Annotated in this window: 16 protein-coding genes; 13 read left to right on the forward strand and 3 right to left on the reverse strand. The window is 62.7% G+C overall.

Translation table 11 applies throughout. The annotated features are described in order from the left end of the window. Nucleotides 1-7 precede the first annotated feature (7 nt). From murC to ACQ4WQ_RS26030, 6 genes are all read left to right on the forward strand, one after another. Nucleotides 8-1,411, forward strand: a complete 1,404-nt coding sequence (gene murC / locus ACQ4WQ_RS26005; RefSeq protein WP_035824839.1) for a UDP-N-acetylmuramate--L-alanine ligase — start codon at nucleotides 8-10, stop codon at nucleotides 1,409-1,411. Nucleotide 1,412: 1 nt separating this feature from the next. Then, nucleotides 1,413-2,381 (forward strand): D-alanine--D-alanine ligase, encoded by a 969-nt coding sequence (locus ACQ4WQ_RS26010; RefSeq protein WP_436501022.1) that lies wholly within the window; start codon nucleotides 1,413-1,415, stop codon nucleotides 2,379-2,381. 1 nt (nucleotide 2,382) lies between these two features. Further along, nucleotides 2,383-3,201: a cell division protein FtsQ/DivIB gene (locus ACQ4WQ_RS26015; protein ID WP_230506305.1), complete on the forward strand. Its 819-nt coding sequence runs from the start codon at nucleotides 2,383-2,385 to the stop codon at nucleotides 3,199-3,201. 49 nt (nucleotides 3,202-3,250) lie between these two features. Further along, nucleotides 3,251-4,483, forward strand: coding sequence for a cell division protein FtsA (ftsA, locus tag ACQ4WQ_RS26020; RefSeq protein ID WP_010394955.1), 1,233 nt, complete (start codon nucleotides 3,251-3,253; stop codon nucleotides 4,481-4,483). A 154-nt stretch (nucleotides 4,484-4,637) separates the two neighbouring features. Then, complete coding sequence (ftsZ, locus tag ACQ4WQ_RS26025; protein ID WP_436501024.1) at nucleotides 4,638-5,846, forward strand: cell division protein FtsZ; 1,209 nt, start codon at nucleotides 4,638-4,640, stop codon at nucleotides 5,844-5,846. A 223-nt stretch (nucleotides 5,847-6,069) separates the two neighbouring features. After that, nucleotides 6,070-6,576, forward strand: coding sequence for a peroxiredoxin (locus ACQ4WQ_RS26030; protein WP_070290164.1), 507 nt, complete (start codon nucleotides 6,070-6,072; stop codon nucleotides 6,574-6,576). Nucleotides 6,577-6,734: 158 nt separating this feature from the next. On the opposite strand, the gene ACQ4WQ_RS26035 is transcribed toward ACQ4WQ_RS26030, so the two are convergent. Continuing rightward, entirely contained in the window at nucleotides 6,735-7,502 is a 768-nt protein-coding gene (locus ACQ4WQ_RS26035) for a class I SAM-dependent methyltransferase (protein ID WP_436501027.1), read from the reverse strand. A gap of 104 nt (nucleotides 7,503-7,606) precedes the next feature. Between ACQ4WQ_RS26035 and ACQ4WQ_RS26040 the strand changes: the two genes are divergently transcribed. The 3 genes from ACQ4WQ_RS26040 to lpxC all read left to right on the forward strand — a co-directional run bounded on the left by ACQ4WQ_RS26040 (nucleotide 7,607) and on the right by lpxC (nucleotide 10,394). Next, entirely contained in the window at nucleotides 7,607-8,380 is a 774-nt protein-coding gene (locus ACQ4WQ_RS26040; RefSeq protein WP_326458280.1) for a helix-turn-helix transcriptional regulator, read from the forward strand. A gap of 160 nt (nucleotides 8,381-8,540) precedes the next feature. After that, complete coding sequence (locus tag ACQ4WQ_RS26045; RefSeq protein WP_436501078.1) at nucleotides 8,541-9,383, forward strand: DMT family transporter; 843 nt, start codon at nucleotides 8,541-8,543, stop codon at nucleotides 9,381-9,383. A 75-nt stretch (nucleotides 9,384-9,458) separates the two neighbouring features. Further along, nucleotides 9,459-10,394 (forward strand): UDP-3-O-acyl-N-acetylglucosamine deacetylase, encoded by a 936-nt coding sequence (lpxC, locus tag ACQ4WQ_RS26050; protein WP_436501029.1) that lies wholly within the window; start codon nucleotides 9,459-9,461, stop codon nucleotides 10,392-10,394. 109 nt (nucleotides 10,395-10,503) lie between these two features. Here lpxC and ACQ4WQ_RS26055 read toward each other — a convergent pair whose 3' ends face one another. Then, nucleotides 10,504-11,013, reverse strand: coding sequence for a DciA family protein (locus ACQ4WQ_RS26055; RefSeq protein WP_436501031.1), 510 nt, complete (start codon nucleotides 11,011-11,013; stop codon nucleotides 10,504-10,506). A gap of 291 nt (nucleotides 11,014-11,304) precedes the next feature. Between ACQ4WQ_RS26055 and secA the strand changes: the two genes are divergently transcribed. Further along, nucleotides 11,305-14,073, forward strand: coding sequence for a preprotein translocase subunit SecA (gene secA, locus ACQ4WQ_RS26060; RefSeq protein ID WP_326458283.1), 2,769 nt, complete (start codon nucleotides 11,305-11,307; stop codon nucleotides 14,071-14,073). Between the two features lie 80 nt (nucleotides 14,074-14,153). On the opposite strand, the gene ACQ4WQ_RS26065 is transcribed toward secA, so the two are convergent. Continuing rightward, nucleotides 14,154-15,407 (reverse strand): alpha/beta hydrolase, encoded by a 1,254-nt coding sequence (locus tag ACQ4WQ_RS26065; protein ID WP_436501033.1) that lies wholly within the window; start codon nucleotides 15,405-15,407, stop codon nucleotides 14,154-14,156. Nucleotides 15,408-15,737: 330 nt separating this feature from the next. Here ACQ4WQ_RS26065 and argJ point away from each other — a divergent pair, with 330 nt between their 5' ends. From argJ to ACQ4WQ_RS26080, 3 genes are read left to right on the forward strand one after another with little or no spacing between them, the layout of a single operon-like run. Next, entirely contained in the window at nucleotides 15,738-16,976 is a 1,239-nt protein-coding gene (gene argJ / locus ACQ4WQ_RS26070; RefSeq protein ID WP_436501035.1) for a bifunctional glutamate N-acetyltransferase/amino-acid acetyltransferase ArgJ, read from the forward strand. Next, a complete protein-coding gene (locus tag ACQ4WQ_RS26075) occupies nucleotides 16,973-17,854 on the forward strand; it encodes an ATP-binding protein (protein WP_326458285.1) in 882 nt (293 codons plus the stop codon). The genes argJ and ACQ4WQ_RS26075 overlap by 4 nt, the downstream gene beginning before the upstream one ends. Continuing rightward, nucleotides 17,851-18,273, forward strand: coding sequence for an NUDIX domain-containing protein (locus tag ACQ4WQ_RS26080; RefSeq protein ID WP_230506300.1), 423 nt, complete (start codon nucleotides 17,851-17,853; stop codon nucleotides 18,271-18,273). Before ACQ4WQ_RS26075 ends, ACQ4WQ_RS26080 begins: the two co-directional genes overlap by 4 nt. Nucleotides 18,274-18,358: the final 85 nt, after the last annotated feature.

Here is an 18,358-nt window from a genome sequence, read left to right on the forward strand (position 1 = left end):
TAGCTCTGTGAAGCATAAAGTAAATAATATCCACTTTGTCGGCATTGGCGGCAGCGGCATGAGCGGCATCGCCGAAGTGCTGGTCAACCTCGGCTACAAGGTGTCGGGCTCCGACCTGGGCAGCAATGCGGCGACGCAGCGCCTGGCGAGCCTGGGCGCGACGGTCATGCTCGGCCACGCGGCCGAGAACATCGGCGACGCCGATGCGGTGGTGACGTCGGGCGCCGTCCCGCAAGACAATCCGGAAGTGGCGGCCGCGCGCGCGCGCAAGATCCCGCTGGTGCCGCGCGCCGTGATGCTGGGCGAGTTGATGCGTCTGAAACGCGGCATCGCCATCGCCGGCACGCACGGCAAGACGACGACCACCAGCCTGGTCGCCTCCGTGCTGGCGCAGGGCGGTCTCGACCCGACTTTCGTCATCGGCGGCCGTCTGACCAGCGCCGGCGCGAACGCCAAGCTGGGCTCGGGCGACTACCTGGTGGCCGAAGCCGATGAATCGGACGCCTCGTTCCTGAACCTGACGCCGATGATTGAAGTGATCACGAATATCGACGCCGATCACATGGACACCTACGAGCACGATTTCGAGAAGCTCAAGCAGGCCTTCGTGCAGTTCACGCACCGCTTGCCTTTCTATGGCCGCGCCATGCTGTGCATCGACGATCCGCACGTGCGCGCCATCATCCCGTCCGTCACCAAGCCCGTCACCACCTACGGTTTCGCGGAAGACGCGCAAGTGCGCGCCATCAACGCGCGCGCCGTGGGCCTGGAAATGCACTTCACCGTGCTGCAGGAAGGTTATCCGGACCTGGATGTGGTGCTGAACCAGCCCGGCATGCACAATGTGCAGAATGCCTGTTCGGCGATCGCCATCGCGCGCGAAATCGGCATCGCCGACAGCGCCACGCAGCAGGGCCTGGCCGAGTTTTCCGGCGTGGGCCGCCGCTTTACCCGCTATGGCGACGTGGCGCTGCCGAACGGCGGCAGCTTCGCGCTGGTCGACGATTTCGGCCACCATCCGGTGGAAACGGAAGTGACCCTGGCCGCCGCGCGCGCCGCCTATCCGGGCCGCCGCCTGGTGCTGGCTTTCCAGCCGCACCGCTACAGCCGTACGCGCGACCTGTTCGAGGATTTCGTCAAGGTGCTCGGTGCGCCCGACGTGCTGCTGCTGTCCGAAGTGTATGCGGCGGGCGAAGCGCCTATCGTCGCCGCCGACGGCCGCGCACTGGCGCATGCGCTGCGCGCGCGCGGCAAGATCGAACCGATTTTCGTCGAGTCCATGACGGACATGGCCGACACCATCATGAGCGTGGCGCGCGACGGCGACGTCGTGCTGACCATGGGAGCCGGTTCCATCAGCGGCATCCCGCAACAACTGACAACGTATCAATCTCACACTGTAAAGGCCTGACGTGAACCAAGCTTCAGCTATCGACGTTAAACAATTGGGCAAGGTCGGCGTCCTGTTCGGCGGCCGCTCGGCCGAGCGCGAAGTGTCGCTGATGTCCGGCGCGGGCGTGCTGGCCGCATTGAAAAGCCATGGCGTGGATGCGCATGGCTTCGACACGGGCGAACGCAGCCTGGCCGAACTGGCCGCTGAGAAGTTTGACCGCGTCTTCATCGCGCTGCACGGCCGCTTCGGCGAAGACGGCAGCCTGCAGGGCGCGCTGGAACAGCTGGGCATTCCCTACACGGGCAGCGGCGTGATGGCCTGCTCGGTGGGCATGGACAAGGTCTATACCAAGATGATCTGGCTGATGCACGAGCTGCCGACGCCGAAGTACGCGGTGCTGGACGACAGCTCCGACCTGGCCAAGGTCGCCGCGGAACTGGGCTTGCCGCTGATCGTCAAGCCGCCGCACGAAGGCTCGACCATCGGTATCACCAAGGTCAGCGAGGCGGGCGCCTTCCAGGCCGCCTACGACATCGCCGCCGGGCTCGACGACTCGGTGCTGGCCGAGGAATTCATCACGGGACGCGAGTTCACCGTGGCGATCCTGGGCAAGGGCGCCGCGGCGCGCGCGCTGCCGGCCGTCGAGATTGTTGCGCCACAGGGCAATTACGATTACCAGAACAAGTATTTTACCGACGATACGCAGTATTTCTGTCCGCCGCAGCTGGACCCGGCCATCATCGCCGAGATGGAACGCATCGCGCTGGAAGCCTACCGCGCCCTCGGCTGCGAAGGCTGGGGACGGGTCGATGTGCTGATGCGCGCGGCCGACAGCAAGCTGTTTTTGCTGGAAGTGAATACCTCGCCCGGCATGACGGGCCACTCGCTCGTGCCGATGGCGGCGCGCGCGGAAGGCACCAGCTATGAAGACCTGTGCCTGGAAATCGTTTCCGGCGCAAGCCTGAAAATGCACAAGGGACAGCGCTGATATGTGGCATGACGCTAAAAGCCTCAATACGACTGCCAACGGCTTGCTGGCCGCGGTTCTGGTCGTGTGCGTGGCCGCCGGCGTCTGGTGGGTGTCGCAGCGTCCCATGTTCGACCTGCGCACGATCAAGGTGGAGAGCGCGGACGACAAGGGCCTGCGCCACGTGAATTACCTGACCCTGCGCAGCGGCACTTTGGGCCGTATCAAAGGCAATTTCTTCACGACCAACCTGGAAAGCGTGCGCGGCGTGTTCGAATCGGTGCCCTGGGTGCGCCGCGCCAGCGTGCGGCGCGAGTGGCCGAACCAGCTGATCGTGGCGCTGGAAGAACATGAAGCGCTGGGCACCTGGGGCGAAGATGGACGCCTGCTGTCGGTCAAGGGCGATGTATTTACCGCCAATGTGGCCGAAGCGGAGGACGACCATGAGTTGCCTGCGTTTGCCGGCCCCGATGGCAGCGAAAAGGAAGTACTGGCCACCTATGTGCAGCTGGCAAAGTGGTTTTCGCCGTTGAAGATGGTGCCCGAATCGCTGTCGCTGTCGAGCCGCTATGCGTGGACGGTGAAACTGGATAACGGCATGAGCGTGGCGCTGGGGCGCGAGCAGAATCATACGACCCTGAAGGCGCGGGTGGACCGGCTGGTGGGCATCTACCCGCAGCTGGCGAGCCGGCTGGAGAATATCGATACGATCGATATGCGCTACCAGAATGGCCTGGCGCTCAGTTCCGCCGGCCTGGTGATACCGGCCGAAGGCAAGGATGGCAGGCCGGCGCCGGCGATCAAGAAGAAGAATGGCAGTCCGATTAAAAAACCGGCTTAACCGAATACTCAATTAATCAATTAATAGCCCAAAAAACTAGGCGAAAGAAATGACAAAAGACGCGAAAAACCTGATCGTCGGCCTCGACATCGGCACCTCGAAAGTGGTGGCGGTGGTAGCCGAAGTGATGTCCGACGGGCGCCACGAAGTGATCGGGCTGGGCCAGCACGAATCGAAGGGCCTGAAAAAGGGCGTGGTGGTCAATATCGAGGCCACAGTGGAGTCCATCCAGCGCGCGCTGGAAGAGGCGGAGCTGATGGCCGACTGCAAGATCCGCAATGTGTACGCGGGCATTGCGGGCAGCCATATCCGCAGCTTCAATTCCAGCGGCATGGTGGCCATCAAGGACAAGGAAGTGACGGCCACCGACGTGGCGCGCGTCATCGAGACGGCAAAAGCGGTTAACATTCCGACCGATCAGCAATTGCTGCACACGGTGCCGCAAGAGTTCATCGTCGACAGCCAGGAAGATGTGCGCGAGCCTATCGGCATGAGCGGCATCCGCCTGGAGGTGAAGGTGCATATCGTCACCGGCGCAGTGTCGGCGGTGCAGAACATCGTCAAGTGCGTGCGCCGCTGCGGCCTGGAAGTGTCGGACCTGATCCTGCAGCCGATGGCCTCGGCCGATGCGGTGCTCACGCCCGACGAGAAGGAACTGGGCGTGGTGCTGATCGACATCGGCGGCGGCACGACCGATGTGGCGGTATTCTCCGATGGCGCGATCCGCCATACGGCAGTCATTCCCATCGCCGGCGACCAGATCACCAACGACATCGCCATGGCCTTGCGTACCCCGACCGCGGAAGCGGAAGAAATCAAGATCCGCTATGGCGTGGCCAAGCAGGTCCTGGCCGACCCCGGCGAATCGCTGGAAGTGCCTGGCCTGGGCGACCGCGGCCCGCGCAATCTGTCGCGCCAGGCGCTGGCGGCAGTGATCGAGCCGAGGGTCGAGGAGCTGTTCGCGATGGTGCACCAGGTGGTGCGCGAATCCGGCTACGAAGGCGTGCTGTCGTCGGGCATCGTGCTCACGGGCGGCACCTCCATCATGCCCGGCATGGTGGAAATGGCGGAAGACATCTTCCTGAAACCGGCGCGCCTGGGCACGCCCGAGTATCGGGGCCAGCTGGCCGACGTGGTGCGCAGTCCGCGCTATGCCACGGTATTGGGCCTGCTGCTGGAAGCGAAGAAGCAATACCTGCGCGGCCACATCGTGACGCGTCAGGACGGCTCGGTGAAGGCAGTCTGGCAACGCATGAAGGAATGGTTTTTAGGGAATTTTTAAGGGCATGATTTTCGCCCGGCAGCACAGGTTTTTTGGCAGCATCGCAGGTACACACACATAACTTTATTTTATATTTAACCGCAGTTTTCAATCTCCAGTTCTCCTACCAATATGAGGCCTGGCGCTTGGAAACCGCATCTGATAGGAGCACATCATGGAGTTCGATATGGTCGATAACACAGCTTTAGGTACCGTCATCAAGGTCGTCGGCGTCGGCGGTGCGGGTGGCAATGCAGTCCAACACATGATCAACAAAGGCATGTCGGGTGTGGAGTTCATTGCCGCCAACACCGACGCACAGGCCCTGTCGACATCGAAGGCCCACAACATCATCCAGATCGGCGATACCGGTCTGGGCGCAGGCATGAAGCCTGCCGTCGGCCGCCAGCTGGCCGAAGAATCGCGCGCGCGCATCGCCGATTCGCTGCGCGGCGCGCACATGGTCTTCATCGCCGCCGGCATGGGCGGCGGCACGGGCACGGGCGCCGCTCCTATCGTGGCCGAAGTGGCCAAGGAACTGGGCGCGCTGACGGTGGCCGTGGTCTCCAAGCCATTCTCGTACGAAGGCCAGAAGTGCATGGACATCGCCGACGAAGGCCTGGAGCAGCTGTCCCTGCACGTCGATTCGCTGATCATCATCCTCAATGAAAAACTGGAAGAGATCTACGAAGACGAAAGCATGCTGGAATGGATGCAGCATGCCGATGATGTGCTCAACAACGCGGTGGCCGGCATTGCCGAGATCATCAACGTGCCTGGCCATATCAACGTCGACTTCAACGACGTGAAAACCATCATGGGCGAGCAGGGCAAGGCCATGATGGGCACGGCGACGGCTTCCGGCGTGGACCGCGCGCGCATCGCCGCCGAACAGGCTGTCGCTTCGCCGCTGCTCGACGGCATTGATCTGTCTGGCGCGCGCGGCGTGCTGGTCAACGTCACGGCCAGCCGCGGCTTGAAAGGCAAGGAGATCAAGGAAGTCATGGCCGCCGTGCGCGCGTTTGCCGCGCCGGACGCGTCGATCGCGCAAGGTATCGCCTACGACGACGCCATGGGCGACGACATCCGCGTCACCGTGGTGGCCACGGGCCTGGGCCGCGCCAAGAAAAACATCCAGCTGGTACCGCAGCAAGTGCTGCGCACCGGCACCCACAACAGCCCGCTGACCCCGTCGGCTGCCATGGGTAGCGCGCAAGCGGCGGCGACGACGGTTGGCGTAGCCACGCCGGCAGCCGGTTTCGACGGCATGAAGGCACCAGCCGTATGGCGCCGCGAATCGGCTTCGGAGCAAGTGCGCGCGATGGAAAAGAATGGCATGGAAACCTACGACATTCCAGCGTTCCTGCGTAAGCAAGCAGATTAAGGTGATCTGATGTCAGTAACGATGACGGCGGCCTGAGGGCCGCCGTTTTTTTTGCTGTTTTTTGACTTTTGGCTTTGCCTTTCCGCCCATTTTCTGCACAAATGCGGCAAGTCAGGCATACTATCGCGCAGTGTCGGCATCATGCCGGCAGAACCAGATCACGGGCGCCGCCCGCTCCATGGAAGGGGCGGCGTCCTTAACCGACAGTACACAAGGAGTCAACATGACCATCAAGATCGGCGACACCCTGCCAGAAGGCACCCTGGCTGAATTCATCGAAAGCGAAACCGAAGGTTGCGCACTGGGCCCGAACACGTTCAACGTGCAAGACCTGGTCAAGGGCAAGAAGATCGCCATCTTCGGCCTGCCAGGCGCCTACACCCCGACCTGCTCCGCACAGCACGTGCCAGGCTACGTTAAGCACGCCGCCGACCTGAAAGCCAAGGGCGTCGATGAAATCTGGTGCATCTCCGTCAACGACGCGTTCGTGATGGGCGCCTGGGGCCGCGACCAGAAAGCCACCGGCGTCGTACGCATGATGGCTGACGGCAACGCCGCCTACAGCAAGGCCCTGGGCCTGGACGCCGATTTTTCCAAGCACGGCATGGGCACGCGCTCGCAGCGCTACTCAATGCTGGTCGACAATGGCGTCGTGACGCAATTGAACATCGAGCAAGGCGGCAAGTTTGAAGTGTCGAACGCGGAAACCTTGCTGGGCCAGCTGGCCTAAGCAGATCTTAGATCGCAGGTCGGCGTAGGTCGGCTTAGCGCAGCGTAAGCCGACGAGCGGAATTGGCATCACGTTTGCTCTGGCATTGTTGGATTACGCGCTGCGCGCTAATCCAACCTACGCAATAAAAAACGGCGCCATCGGCGCCGTTTTTACGTTTACTGTACCGATGGCTTGGTCGCCTCGAACATGGCCGCATCGATGCTGAACGAATAGTCGTCCTGCAGCGCGAAATACCGGCGGGCTTCCTCTGGCGCGCCATCGAACAGGTTGCGGATGGCCGCCACTCTTTCGTTCGGCGTGCGCATGCGCGCCACCCACTCGTCGAACTGCATCGTCAGTTTCCACACGCTGCGCAAGCTGTGCGTGAATCCCGCGTTGTTGAACTTGGCGCCCCATTCGCAGGTGCGGTAGTCGCGCACATGCGAGGCGTCGCGCAGCATTTCCACCGCCTGCAAGGTGCTGTCGTACAGGGCCGTCTTGGGCGCCACGATATCGACCACCAATAACGTGCCGTTCGGGCGCAGCACGCGCCACGCTTCGGCCAGGGCGCCCGCCACGTCGTTCCAGTGGTGCGCGGAAAAGCGCGTGACGACCATGTCGAAGCTGGCGTCGGCAAACGGCAGACGCGCGACGTCGCCCTGTTGCGTGCGGATGTTGTGCAAGCCGCGCTGCGCCTTGGCGTGGTCGACCACGTCGAGCATGGGCTGCGCCAGGTCGTAGGCGACGACGGATGCCGCCACGGGAGCGACGGCGAAGCTGGCGTGGCCGGCGCCGCAGCCCAGGTCCAGGACGACGGGCTTGCCGTGCCGGCGCGCGCATTCCTGCATCAGCACCAGGTCGGCGCCTTGCGCGTGCACCGCGCTGCTCAGGTAGGCATTGGCCGTCTTGCCAAACTGTTCGGTAACGACATCGCGCTGCTGCATGGTTTTCTCCTGTTGATGGGTGAGTTCCTGCAGAATAAGGATAAAATTATCCTGTAACAAGACCATAACTTATACTGGTATATCTACTACCATGGATCGCTGTCATGTCGAACAAGCTCGCTGAATTCATCCGCGCCCGGCGCGAAGCCGTCACCCCCGCCATGGCCGGCTTGCCCGGTGGCGGGCGTCGGCGCACGCCCGGTTTGCGGCGCGAGGAACTGGCGCAGCTGTGCGATGTCAGTCCCACGTGGCTGACGTGGCTGGAGCAGGGGCGGCCCGTGTCGGCGTCCGCGAAGATGCTGGCGCGCCTGGCGCAGGTGCTGCAGCTGAGCGCGGCCGAGCGCGCCTACCTGTTCGAGGTGGCCGACAAGCATGATCCCAGTCACGGTACGGGCGAGGGCGCTGGGCCTGCCAGCGCCGAGCTGGCCGCCATCGTCGCCGTCATCGGCGCGCCCGCGTACATCCTCGACCGCGAATGGAACGCCGTGGCGTGGAACGGGGCGGCGTCCGCCTTGTTCACGGGCTGGCTGCATGGCGACGGGGACGCGCCGAACCAGCTGCGCTTCATGTTCCTGGAACCTGGCGCGCGCGACCTGATCGTCGGCTGGCCCGAGCGGGCGCAGCGGCTGGTGGCGGAGTTTCGCGCCGATATCGGCCGCCAGGCGGACCAGGCGCCGCTGGCCGGCCTGATCGCGGAGCTGGCCGACGCCAGCCCTGAATTTCGCCAGTGGTGGGGCGCGCAGCAGGTGCAGGGCCGCGATGGGGGCTTGCGCCGCTTCCAGCATGCGCAACAGGGCGCGCTCAGCTTCAACCAGGTCACCTTGCACCTGGCGCGCCAGCATGAATTGAAACTGGTGATGCTGTTGCCTGTGTCATAAGGTAAAACAGCCGCGCTTGCTATAATCTGGCGGACCGCCTGGCCCTGCCTTTCCAGACCATGCTGTCCTGGCTCCGGCCGTCGCCATGATGACGGTCCCGCTCTTTCGCCAGGAGTCTGTCCTGATACCCCGCAATCAAAACCTGCGCAGCATCTATGTGATGCTGGTCGCCGTCGCCATGTTTTCCCTGATGGACACGGCCATGAAGCTGTTGTCCGCGCATTATCCGCCCATGCAGGTGACGGCCTTGCGTGCCCTGTCGTCCTTGCCGCTCGTCTGCCTGTACCTGCTGTACCGCGGCGCCTTCAAGAACGTGCTGAAGGTGCGCTGGCCGCTGCACTTGCTGCGCGGCATACTGGGCGTGCTGATGATCAGCTTGTTCGCGTACGGCTTGAAGCGCATGTCGCTGGCCGAGACGTATGCGCTGTTCTTTGTTGCCCCCTTGCTGATCACGGTGCTGTCGGTTTTTATCCTGAAGGAAAAAGTCGACGTCGCGCGCTGGTGCGCCATCGCCGTGGGCTTGCTGGGCGTGCTGGTGGCGCTGCGCCCCGATGGTTCGGGATTCTTCTCGCTGGCCGGGCTGGCGGTGCTGGGCTCGGCCGCCTGTTACGCCATTTCCGCCGTCACGGGCCGCATCCTGAGCCGCACGGATGCCAGCGAAAGCATGGTTTTCTGGCTGATGGTGATGATGGCCATCGGCGGCGTGGCCCTGTCGGCGCACGAGTGGGTGGGTATCCGCCGCGAAGACTGGTGGCTGCTGGCCGGTTTGTCGCTGAGCGGCTTCCTGGGGCAGCTGGCCATCACGGAGGCATTTCGTTTTGGCAAGGCATCGAGCGTGGCGCCGTTCGAATACTCGGCCCTGGCCTGGGGCATGGCCCTGGACTGGATGCTGTGGCGCGCCTTGCCCGACGAATACACCTTGATCGGCGCGGCCATCATCATCGGCAGCGGCATTTACCTGGTGCGGCGTGAAGCCGTGCATGCGGAAAGCGAGCATCCATGACGGCCGAATGTGGTTTTTCTGGCGTAGGCCATGCCGCACCGCAACGACAATCCGGCAAATAGATATAATCGACAGATGTTAAAACAACGCACCATCAAACAACAGGTCCGCACCATCGGTGTCGGTTTGCACTCTGGCACCAAGGTCGAACTGACCTTGCGTCCTGCCGCGATCGACACGGGCATCGTGTTTCGCCGCATCGACCTCGATCCCATCGTCGAGTTTCCCGCCAGCGCCATGGCCGTGGGCGATACGCGCATGGCGTCCGTACTGATCAAGGATGGCGCCAGGGTTTCCACGGTGGAACATCTGATGTCGGCCGCGGCCGGTCTGGGCGTCGACAATATGTACATCGACGTGAATGCGGAAGAAATTCCCATCATGGACGGTTCCGCCTCGTCCTTCGTCTATCTGCTGCAGCAGGCCGGGGTGGAAGAGCAGCAGGCGCCGAAGAAATTCATCAAGGTCATCAAGCCCGTGGAAGTGCGTCAAGGCAAGGGCGATGCTGAAAAATGGGCGCGCTTGTCGCCGTACGACGGCTTCAAGCTCGATTTCTTCATCGAATTCAATCACCCGGCCGTCGATGGCACGATGCAGCGCGCTTCCGTCGATTTCGGCGACGTGTCCTACGTGCACGACGTGGCGCGCGCGCGCACCTTCGGTTTCATGCAGGACGTGGAAAGCTTGCGCGGCATGGGCCTGGCCCGTGGCGGTTCGCTGGAAAACGCCATCGTGATGGACGAATACCGCATCCTCAACGCCGACGGCCTGCGCTATGAAGACGAGTTCGTGCGTCATAAGATCCTCGACGCCATCGGCGACCTGTACCTCGTGGGCCACCCGCTGCTCGCCTACTACACGGCGCACAAGTCGGGCCACGCGCTGAACAACCAGCTGCTGCTGGCGCTGCTGGAGCAGCCGGAATCGTATGAAATCGTCTCGTTCGATACCAACGAAGCGGCGCCGCAGTCGTATTTGCGCCAGATGGAGCGCGAGTGGTCGTTGACGTAGGTCGGATTAGGCCGCAGGCCGTAATCCGACAACCCCGCAGGCGCCAACAATGTTGTCGGATTACGGCCCGAAGGGCCTAATCCGACCTACGTGCTGCCGCCTGGCGTTGCTAATCTTTTGGTTCGCGGTGGTGGCGCAGCATATTGCGCAGCGCCGCGATTAGCTGTTCGTTCTGCTTCGATGCCGGCAGGGCCGTGCTCAGCTCTTCCAGGGCCGACATGGCCTTTTCCGGCAAGACCAGCGCCCGCGTATGCACGATGGGCGCGATGCTCTTGATGACTTGCACTTTCAGCTTGATGCCTGCAATCTGCCAGCCCTTTCTTTCCAGCTCCCCTTGCAACTTCGGCAATTGCTGCTTGAGTTTGGCCGCCAGCGCCGCGTTCGGCGTGGCCAGCACCAGTTGGCCGCCTTCGAATTGCAGGATGTCGCAATGCTCGAACATCGCCGGCAGGGCCTTGGCGCAATCTTTTTGCAGGGCGGCCAGGCGCGTGACGGTGGGCATCAGGGAAGCCATCGTCGCGTTGCCGCGCAGAAAATCGGTTGCCCCCGTCGCGGCCGGGCCGGAACGGGCAAAGCCGTAGCCGCGGCGCGGCGCCGGAGAGTAAGTGGGAGTTCGCATGGCCGAAACATAGCACACTCGCCCGCGCATGACGAGTGCGGCGGCGAGTGCGGCGGCGGGTGCAGTGCAGGCGGGCGGGCCGCATTGCCTTACAGTATGGGAAATGTCCGCAATTTCTGCCATTTGTTTGTCATTAAGCTATTGTTATATGGTGCATTACCCCAACCTTGGCGGGAACGCATGATAAAATCATCGTCTTTTGCCATAGTCGAACTCCGTGCGGTCACGCGATTGTTACCTCGCTGTCAGCTACCGAGCTTTTTTTAACGGCGTTTTTTCAAGAATTCAAGCATGTCATTACTGACCCAGATTTTCGGTAGCCGCAACCAGCGGCTGCTCAAGCAATACCAAAAAACGGTACGCGAGATCAATGCGCTCGAGCCGGCCATCGAAAAGCTGTCGGATGCCGAGCTGCAAGCGAAGACGCCTGCCTTCAAGGAACGCATCGCCGCTGGCGAATCGCTCGATGCCTTGTTGCCGGAAGCGTTTGCCGTTTGCCGCGAGGCCAGCAAGCGCGTCCTGCGCATGCGCCATTTCGATGTGCAGATGATCGGCGGCATGGTCTTGCATTTCGGCAAGATCGCGGAGATGGGCACGGGCGAGGGCAAGACCCTGATGGCAACCTTGCCAGCCTACCTGAATGCCCTCTCGGGCAAGGGCGTGCATATCGTCACCGTCAATGATTACCTGGCGCAGCGCGATGCCGAGACCATGGGCCGCCTGTATGCATGGCTGGGCCTGTCGACAGGCGTGAACATGTCGCAGATGGAGCACAGCGCCAAGCAGCAGGCGTATAACTCCGACATCACGTACGGCACGAACAATGAATTCGGTTTCGACTTCTTGCGCGACAACATGGTCTACGAAGCGCGCGAGCGCGTGCAGCGCAGCCTGAACTTCGGCATCGTCGATGAAGTCGACTCGATCCTGATCGATGAAGCGCGTACGCCGCTGATCATTTCGGGCCAGGCCGAGAACCATACCGACCTGTATTACAAGATCAATGAATTGCCTGCGCGCCTGACCTTGCAGATCGGCGAAGAAACGCCGGACGGCAAGGGCAAGGTTGAAGTGCCGGGCGACTACACCAAGGATGAAAAAGCGCACCAGGTGCTGCTGACGGAAGCGGGCCACGAAAAGGCCGAAGGCATCCTGATGGAGATGGGCCTGCTGCCGGAAGGCGCGTCGCTGTACGATTCGGCCAACATCACCCTCGTGCACCACCTGTATGCGGCCCTGCGTGCGCATGCGCTGTACTTCAAGGATCAGCACTATGTGGTGCAGAACAATGAAGTGGTGATCGTCGATGAATTCACGGGCCGTCTGATGACGGGCCGCCGCTGGTCCGATGGCCTGCACCAGGCCGTCGAAGCGAAAGAAGGCGTCAAGATCCAGAACGAGAACCAGACTCTGGCCTCGATCACCTTCCAGAATTACTTCCGCATGTACGCCAAGCTGGCCGGCATGACCGGTACGGCCGATACCGAAGCGTACGAATTCCAGGAAATCTACGGCCTGGAAACGGTCGTGATTCCGCAAAACCGTCCGCTGCAGCGCAAGGACCGCCAGGATCAGGTCTACAAATCGTCGGCGGAAAAATATAACGCGATGTTGAACGACATCCGCGACTGCTACGAGCGCGGCCAGCCCGTGCTGGTGGGCACGACGTCGATCGAAAACTCGGAACTGCTGTCGGGCATCCTGACCAAGGCCGGTTTGCCGCACAACGTGCTGAACGCGAAGCAGCATGCGCGCGAAGCGGAAATCATCGCCCAGGCAGGCCGTCCGAAAGCCATCACCATTGCCACCAACATGGCAGGCCGCGGTACGGACATCGTGTTGGGCGGTAACGTCGAAAACCAGATCAAGTTCATCGAGGCCAATGCTGAACTGAGCGACGCCGACAAGGCAGCCCAGTCGCAGACCTTGCGCGATGAGTGGCAGTCGCTGCACGACCACGTGGTCAATGCGGGCGGCTTGCACATCATTGGCACCGAACGCCACGAATCGCGCCGCGTCGACAATCAGCTGCGTGGCCGTGCCGGCCGCCAGGGCGATCCGGGTTCGTCGCGTTTCTACCTGTCGCTCGACGACGCGCTGCTGCGCATCTTCGCCGGCGACCGCGTGCGCGCCGTGATGGACCGTTTGAAAATGCCGGAAGGCGAACCGATCGAGGCAGGCATCGTCTCGCGTTCGATCGAATCGGCCCAGCGCAAGGTTGAAGCGCGCAACTTCGACATCCGCAAGCAATTGCTGGAATACGATGACGTCGCCAACGACCAGCGCAAGGTCATCTACCAGCAGCGTAACGAGCTGCTGGAAACGACCGATATTTCCGAGATGATCGGCTCGCTGCGCCATGGCGTGTTCACCGACCTGGTGCACGAGTACGTGCCGCGCGAATCGGTGGAAGAGCAGTGGGATATCAAGGGCCTGGAAAATACCCTGTCGAGCGAATGGCAGCTGGACCTGCCGCTGCAGCAAATGCTGGAAGCCGATTCGACCCTGACGGACGAAGAGATCCTGGAAAAAGTGCTGGCCGCGGCCGATGCCGTGTACCAGTCGAAGATCGATATCGTCGGCAAGGAATCGTTTGGCGGCTTCGAGCGCAATGTCATGCTGCAAAGCGTGGACAGCCACTGGCGCGAACACCTGGCGGCGCTCGATCACCTGCGCCAGGGTATTCACCTGCGCGGTTATGCGCAGAAGAACCCGAAACAGGAATACAAGCGCGAAGCGTTTGAACTGTTTGGCCAGATGCTCGACATGATCAAGAACGACGTCACGAAGCACGTGATGACGGTGCGTATCCAGTCGCGCGAAGAAGTCGATGCGGCCGAACAGGCGATGCAGCAGTCGCACGTGGAAAACGTGCACTACCAGCACGCCGAATTCGACCCGAACGCGGCGCCGGAAGAACTGCTGGCGCCTGTCGCCGGCGGCAATATGGACAATGTCGACGACATGAGCGTGAGCATGGGCGTCAAAGTGGGCCGCAACGACCCATGTCCTTGCGGCAGCGGCAAGAAGTACAAGGCTTGCCACGGCAAGCTCGCTTAAGCGCGGTTTGTCAGCGTGAACAAAAAACGGAGACCGCGGTCTCCGTTTTTTTATGTCCGGCATACCGTGCCAGGCCCTGCTCAGGGAAAGGCCCAGTATTGCGGCGCCTGCGAGGGAATGCCTTTCAAGCCGCCACGGTTCCTGGCCCGTTGCCCCGTCTTGATCATGGTGGCGATATCGGTCAGCAGGACGCGGTTGCTGGCGAAGTAATCGTGTCCCATGAAATTCATGATGACGGCAGAGGCGTCGACGAGCTCCACGCCGGGGATGCCGACGACGGGCGCGCGGATGTCGCCTATCCTGTCCCAGTCGGCAAAATTGTAGGAAGCGCGGATGGCCTTGTCGTTCGCGGACGCGTACAGGGTGGCGGGAAGCTTGAGGCTGGCAAAACGGGGAGCGATCTGCTCGCGGAAGATATCTGCATTGATGTCCGGCGCCGCCAGCACCACCTGCTTGAACAGGGGCCGCAGCTCGGGGCGCTTTTCCAGCAGGTTGGCCAGGGCCACGGTCATCGGACGGTTGCCCATACTGTGGGCGATGATGTAGATATCGGTGGCGGAAGAGTGCTCGGCGAAGTCGGCCAGGAAGGCCTGCAGGTGCGCCTGCGTCCATTCGGCGGCATTTTCATCGAATTCATAGCCGGCCAGGGTGCCTTTCGATGGCCAGCTGTAGAACACGGGCAGGGCGCCGATGTCGAGGTCGACCGCCATCTGCGCCGTGCGCCGGGCAGCGTCGTCAAACGAGTTGCTGTAGCCGTGGATGTAGATGAAGGCGGCGTGCCGTTCCGGGGCGGCCCGTATCCTGGCCTTGACGGCGGCGAGAAAATCCGCGCGCGACAGGCGCGTGGTTTCCTTGATCAGCACATATTTTTGCGCATTGTCGCTGGCAAGGATGGCGTACCAGGGCGGCAAGGGCAGCTCGCCCGGCGCTCTTTTCTCCGGGATGCTCACCACGACGCTGCCATAGCTCAGGTAGGGCGCCACGCGGTTGGGCTGCCAGCCATAATTGCGGCTGCTGGGCTGGTATTTCCTGTCGGTGGCGTAATACACGGTGACGTGCGTGGCGCCGGGCGGCGGCGCATCGTTGTCGGACCTCAGCGTGCCACCGCTGCCGATGCTGCCGACCAGGTTGCCGAGGTTGCCGAGCAGGCCGCCCGTGCCCGACCATGCGCTGCTCCCCGGGCTGGCAAACGGTGGCCGCCGCCCTACGGTAGTGGCTGGCGCGTGAGGCGCTGCCGCGGCAGGAGCGGGCGGTGGTGGCGGCGGGGCAGGCGGCGCTTCGGATGCCTGTTCGGTGACGCGGATGCTGGCGCCATCCGCGGGGCCACGCGGCACCGTACAGGCTGTCAAGCAGGCCAGCAGGCAAAGCAGGGATGGCCGACGCAACAGGCGCGGCAGGCCTGAAGCGCTGCGCTGCATCCGGTTTGACTGACCCTGCGCCATGACATCCTTCCCTGGACGGTGCGATTGCAAGGCTCACCATCATCCATTCCCATACCTTAGCGCCGCCAGGCGGCATGGTTCTGATAAATCGCAAGCCTGGCCGCACCACCGGCCCGTCTCGGCGCCGCCGTGGCTGGCGCGACTATTCACTTGCCGCATGATCACCCGCGCCGCGAAGGCGCTACAATAGCGCTTCCATTTTCCCTCGCAGAAGAAATCACCATGGCCGTCAATTCTCCCAAGCCCGTCGCCGCCGACTTGAAAGCCGTCGCCGGCATTGAAATCGGTGTTGCCGAAGCCGGTATCAAGAAACCCAACCGCAAAGATTTGCTGGTATTGAAACTGGCGCCGACGGCTACCGTGGCCGGCGTGTTCACCCTGAACCGCTTCTGCGCCGCGCCCGTGCAAATCTCGAAAGCCAACCTGGCGGCAGTGACGGCCGGCGCCGCGCCGATCCGCGCGCTGCTGGTCAATACGGGCAACGCGAATGCGGGCACGGGCGAATCGGGCCTGGCCGACGCGCAGGCCAGTTGCGCCGCGCTGGCCGAGCTGCTGGGCTGCACGCCGCAGCAAATCCTGCCGTTTTCCACCGGTGTGATCCTCGAACCGCTGCCCGTGCAGCGCCTGGTCGCCGGCCTGCCGCAAGCCGTGGCCGCCCTGACCTCGGATAACTGGTTCTCGGCCGCCGAAGCCATCATGACCACCGATACGCAGCCGAAAGCCGGTTCGCGCACGGTCACCATCGGCGGCCATGCAGTGACCCTGACGGGCATCAGCAAGGGCGCCGGCATGATCAAGCCGAACATGGCCACCATGCTGGGTTTCCTCGCGTTCGACGCCACCGTGGCCCAGCCAGTGCTGGACCAGCTGGTGAAGCAGGCGGCCGACAAATCGTTCAACTGCATCACCATCGACGGCGACACGTCCACCAATGACTCGTTCATGCTGGTGGCCACGGGCGCCGGCAGCCTGGTCATCGATTCGATCGATTCGCCGCACTATGCGGAACTGGCCGCCGCCGTCACCGAACTGTCGACCTTCCTGGCGCAAGCCATCGTGCGCGACGGCGAAGGCGCCACCAAATTCATGACCGTGACCGTGGAAGACGGCCGCACCGTGGAAGAATGCCGCAAGATCGCCTATTCCATCGCCCATTCGCCGCTGGTGAAAACGGCGTTCTTCGCCTCCGACCCGAACCTGGGCCGCATCCTGGCCGCCATCGGCTACGCGGGGGTGGACGACCTGGACGTGGGCCAGTTGAACCTGTACCTGGACGACGTGTGGGTGGCCAAGAACGGCGGCCGCAACCCCGACTACCAGGAGCAGGATGGCCAGCGCGTGATGCAGCAAAGCGAAATCACCATCCGTGTAAAACTGGCGCGCGGCGATGCCACGGCCACCCTGTGGACGTGCGACCTGTCGCATGATTACGTGTCGATCAACGCCGACTACCGCTCATGACCGCCCTCGATCAATTCCTGATCCGCGCCGAAGCCCTGCTGGCGCGCGTGGAAGCGATCCTGCCGCAGCCGATGCCCGCACCGGACTGGAACAGCTTTGCCTTCCGCTGGCGCCGCCGGCAGGGTGCCGCCAGCCATCTGCAGGCGGTGGCGCACGTGTCGTCCATCGCCCTGGATGACTTGCACAACATCGGCACGCAGAAAGCGCAGATCGAGCAGAACACGCGCCAGTTCGTCGCCAGTCGCCCCGCCAACAACGTGCTGCTGACGGGCGCGCGCGGCACGGGCAAGTCCTCGCTGATCAAGGCATGTCTGAACCAGTTCGCCGGCCAGGGCTTGCGCCTGATCGAAGTGGACAAGGCGGACCTGGCCGACTTGCCCGACATCGTCGACCTGGTGGCGGCGCGCCCCGAGCGCTTCATCATCTTTTGCGACGACCTGTCGTTCGAAGAGGGCGAAAGCGGCTACAAGGCACTGAAAGTGGCGCTCGACGGCAGCATCGCCGCGCAATCGGACAATGTGCTAATCTACGCCACCTCGAACCGCCGTCACCTGATGCCCGAACGCATGTCGGACAACAGCAGCTACAAGACGGACGACGATGGCGATTTGCATCCGGGCGAGACGGTGGAAGAGAAAATCTCGCTGTCCGAGCGCTTCGGCCTGTGGCTGTCGTTCTACCCGTTCAAGCAGGACGATTATCTCGACATCGCCGCGCACTGGCTGGCCTCGTTCGGCTGCACGCCGGAACAGATCGCGCAAGCGCGCGGCGACGCCCTGCGCTGGGCCTTGCAGCGCGGTTCGCGTTCGGGCCGGGTGGCATGGCAATTCGCGCGCGATTATGCTGGGAAACTACCTGCGGGAAAGCTGCCGCAATGAGCGAGATGAAAGTGAAACCGGTCGATGTGGCCGTCGGCATCCTGATGAAACCGAATGGCGACGTGCTGCTGGGCCAGCGTCCGGCCGGCAAGCCGTATGATGGCTATTGGGAATTTCCTGGCGGTAAAGTCGAACCAGGCGAAGCCATTTTGGACGCCTTGAAACGCGAGTTTGTCGAGGAGCTGGGTTTGTATATCGACAGCGCCGAAGCCTGGTGCGGCGTCGAATATGTGTATCCGCACGCCCATGTGCGCCTGCATTTCTATATCAGCCGCAACTGGCGCGGCGAGCCGCAAAGCCTGGAAGGGCAGGCGTTCGCCTGGCAGGGCACGGTGGGCGTGGAACCCTTGCTGCCGGCCACCATTCCCCTGCTGGAATGGCTCGACGCGGTACGCCGGGAATCCCTGATACCTGCCTGATCTCCACTTGTGCCGGCGGGCAGCACCATGCTGCGTGCTGGCGCAAGCTTTCCTGTGACTTTCCTTGTATCGTGCGCGCTTTGCG

Origin of the sequence: Janthinobacterium goodfellowi (genome assembly GCF_051380695.1) — a bacterium.
In the GTDB taxonomy this organism is placed as follows: Bacteria; Pseudomonadota; Gammaproteobacteria; order Burkholderiales; family Burkholderiaceae_D; genus Janthinobacterium.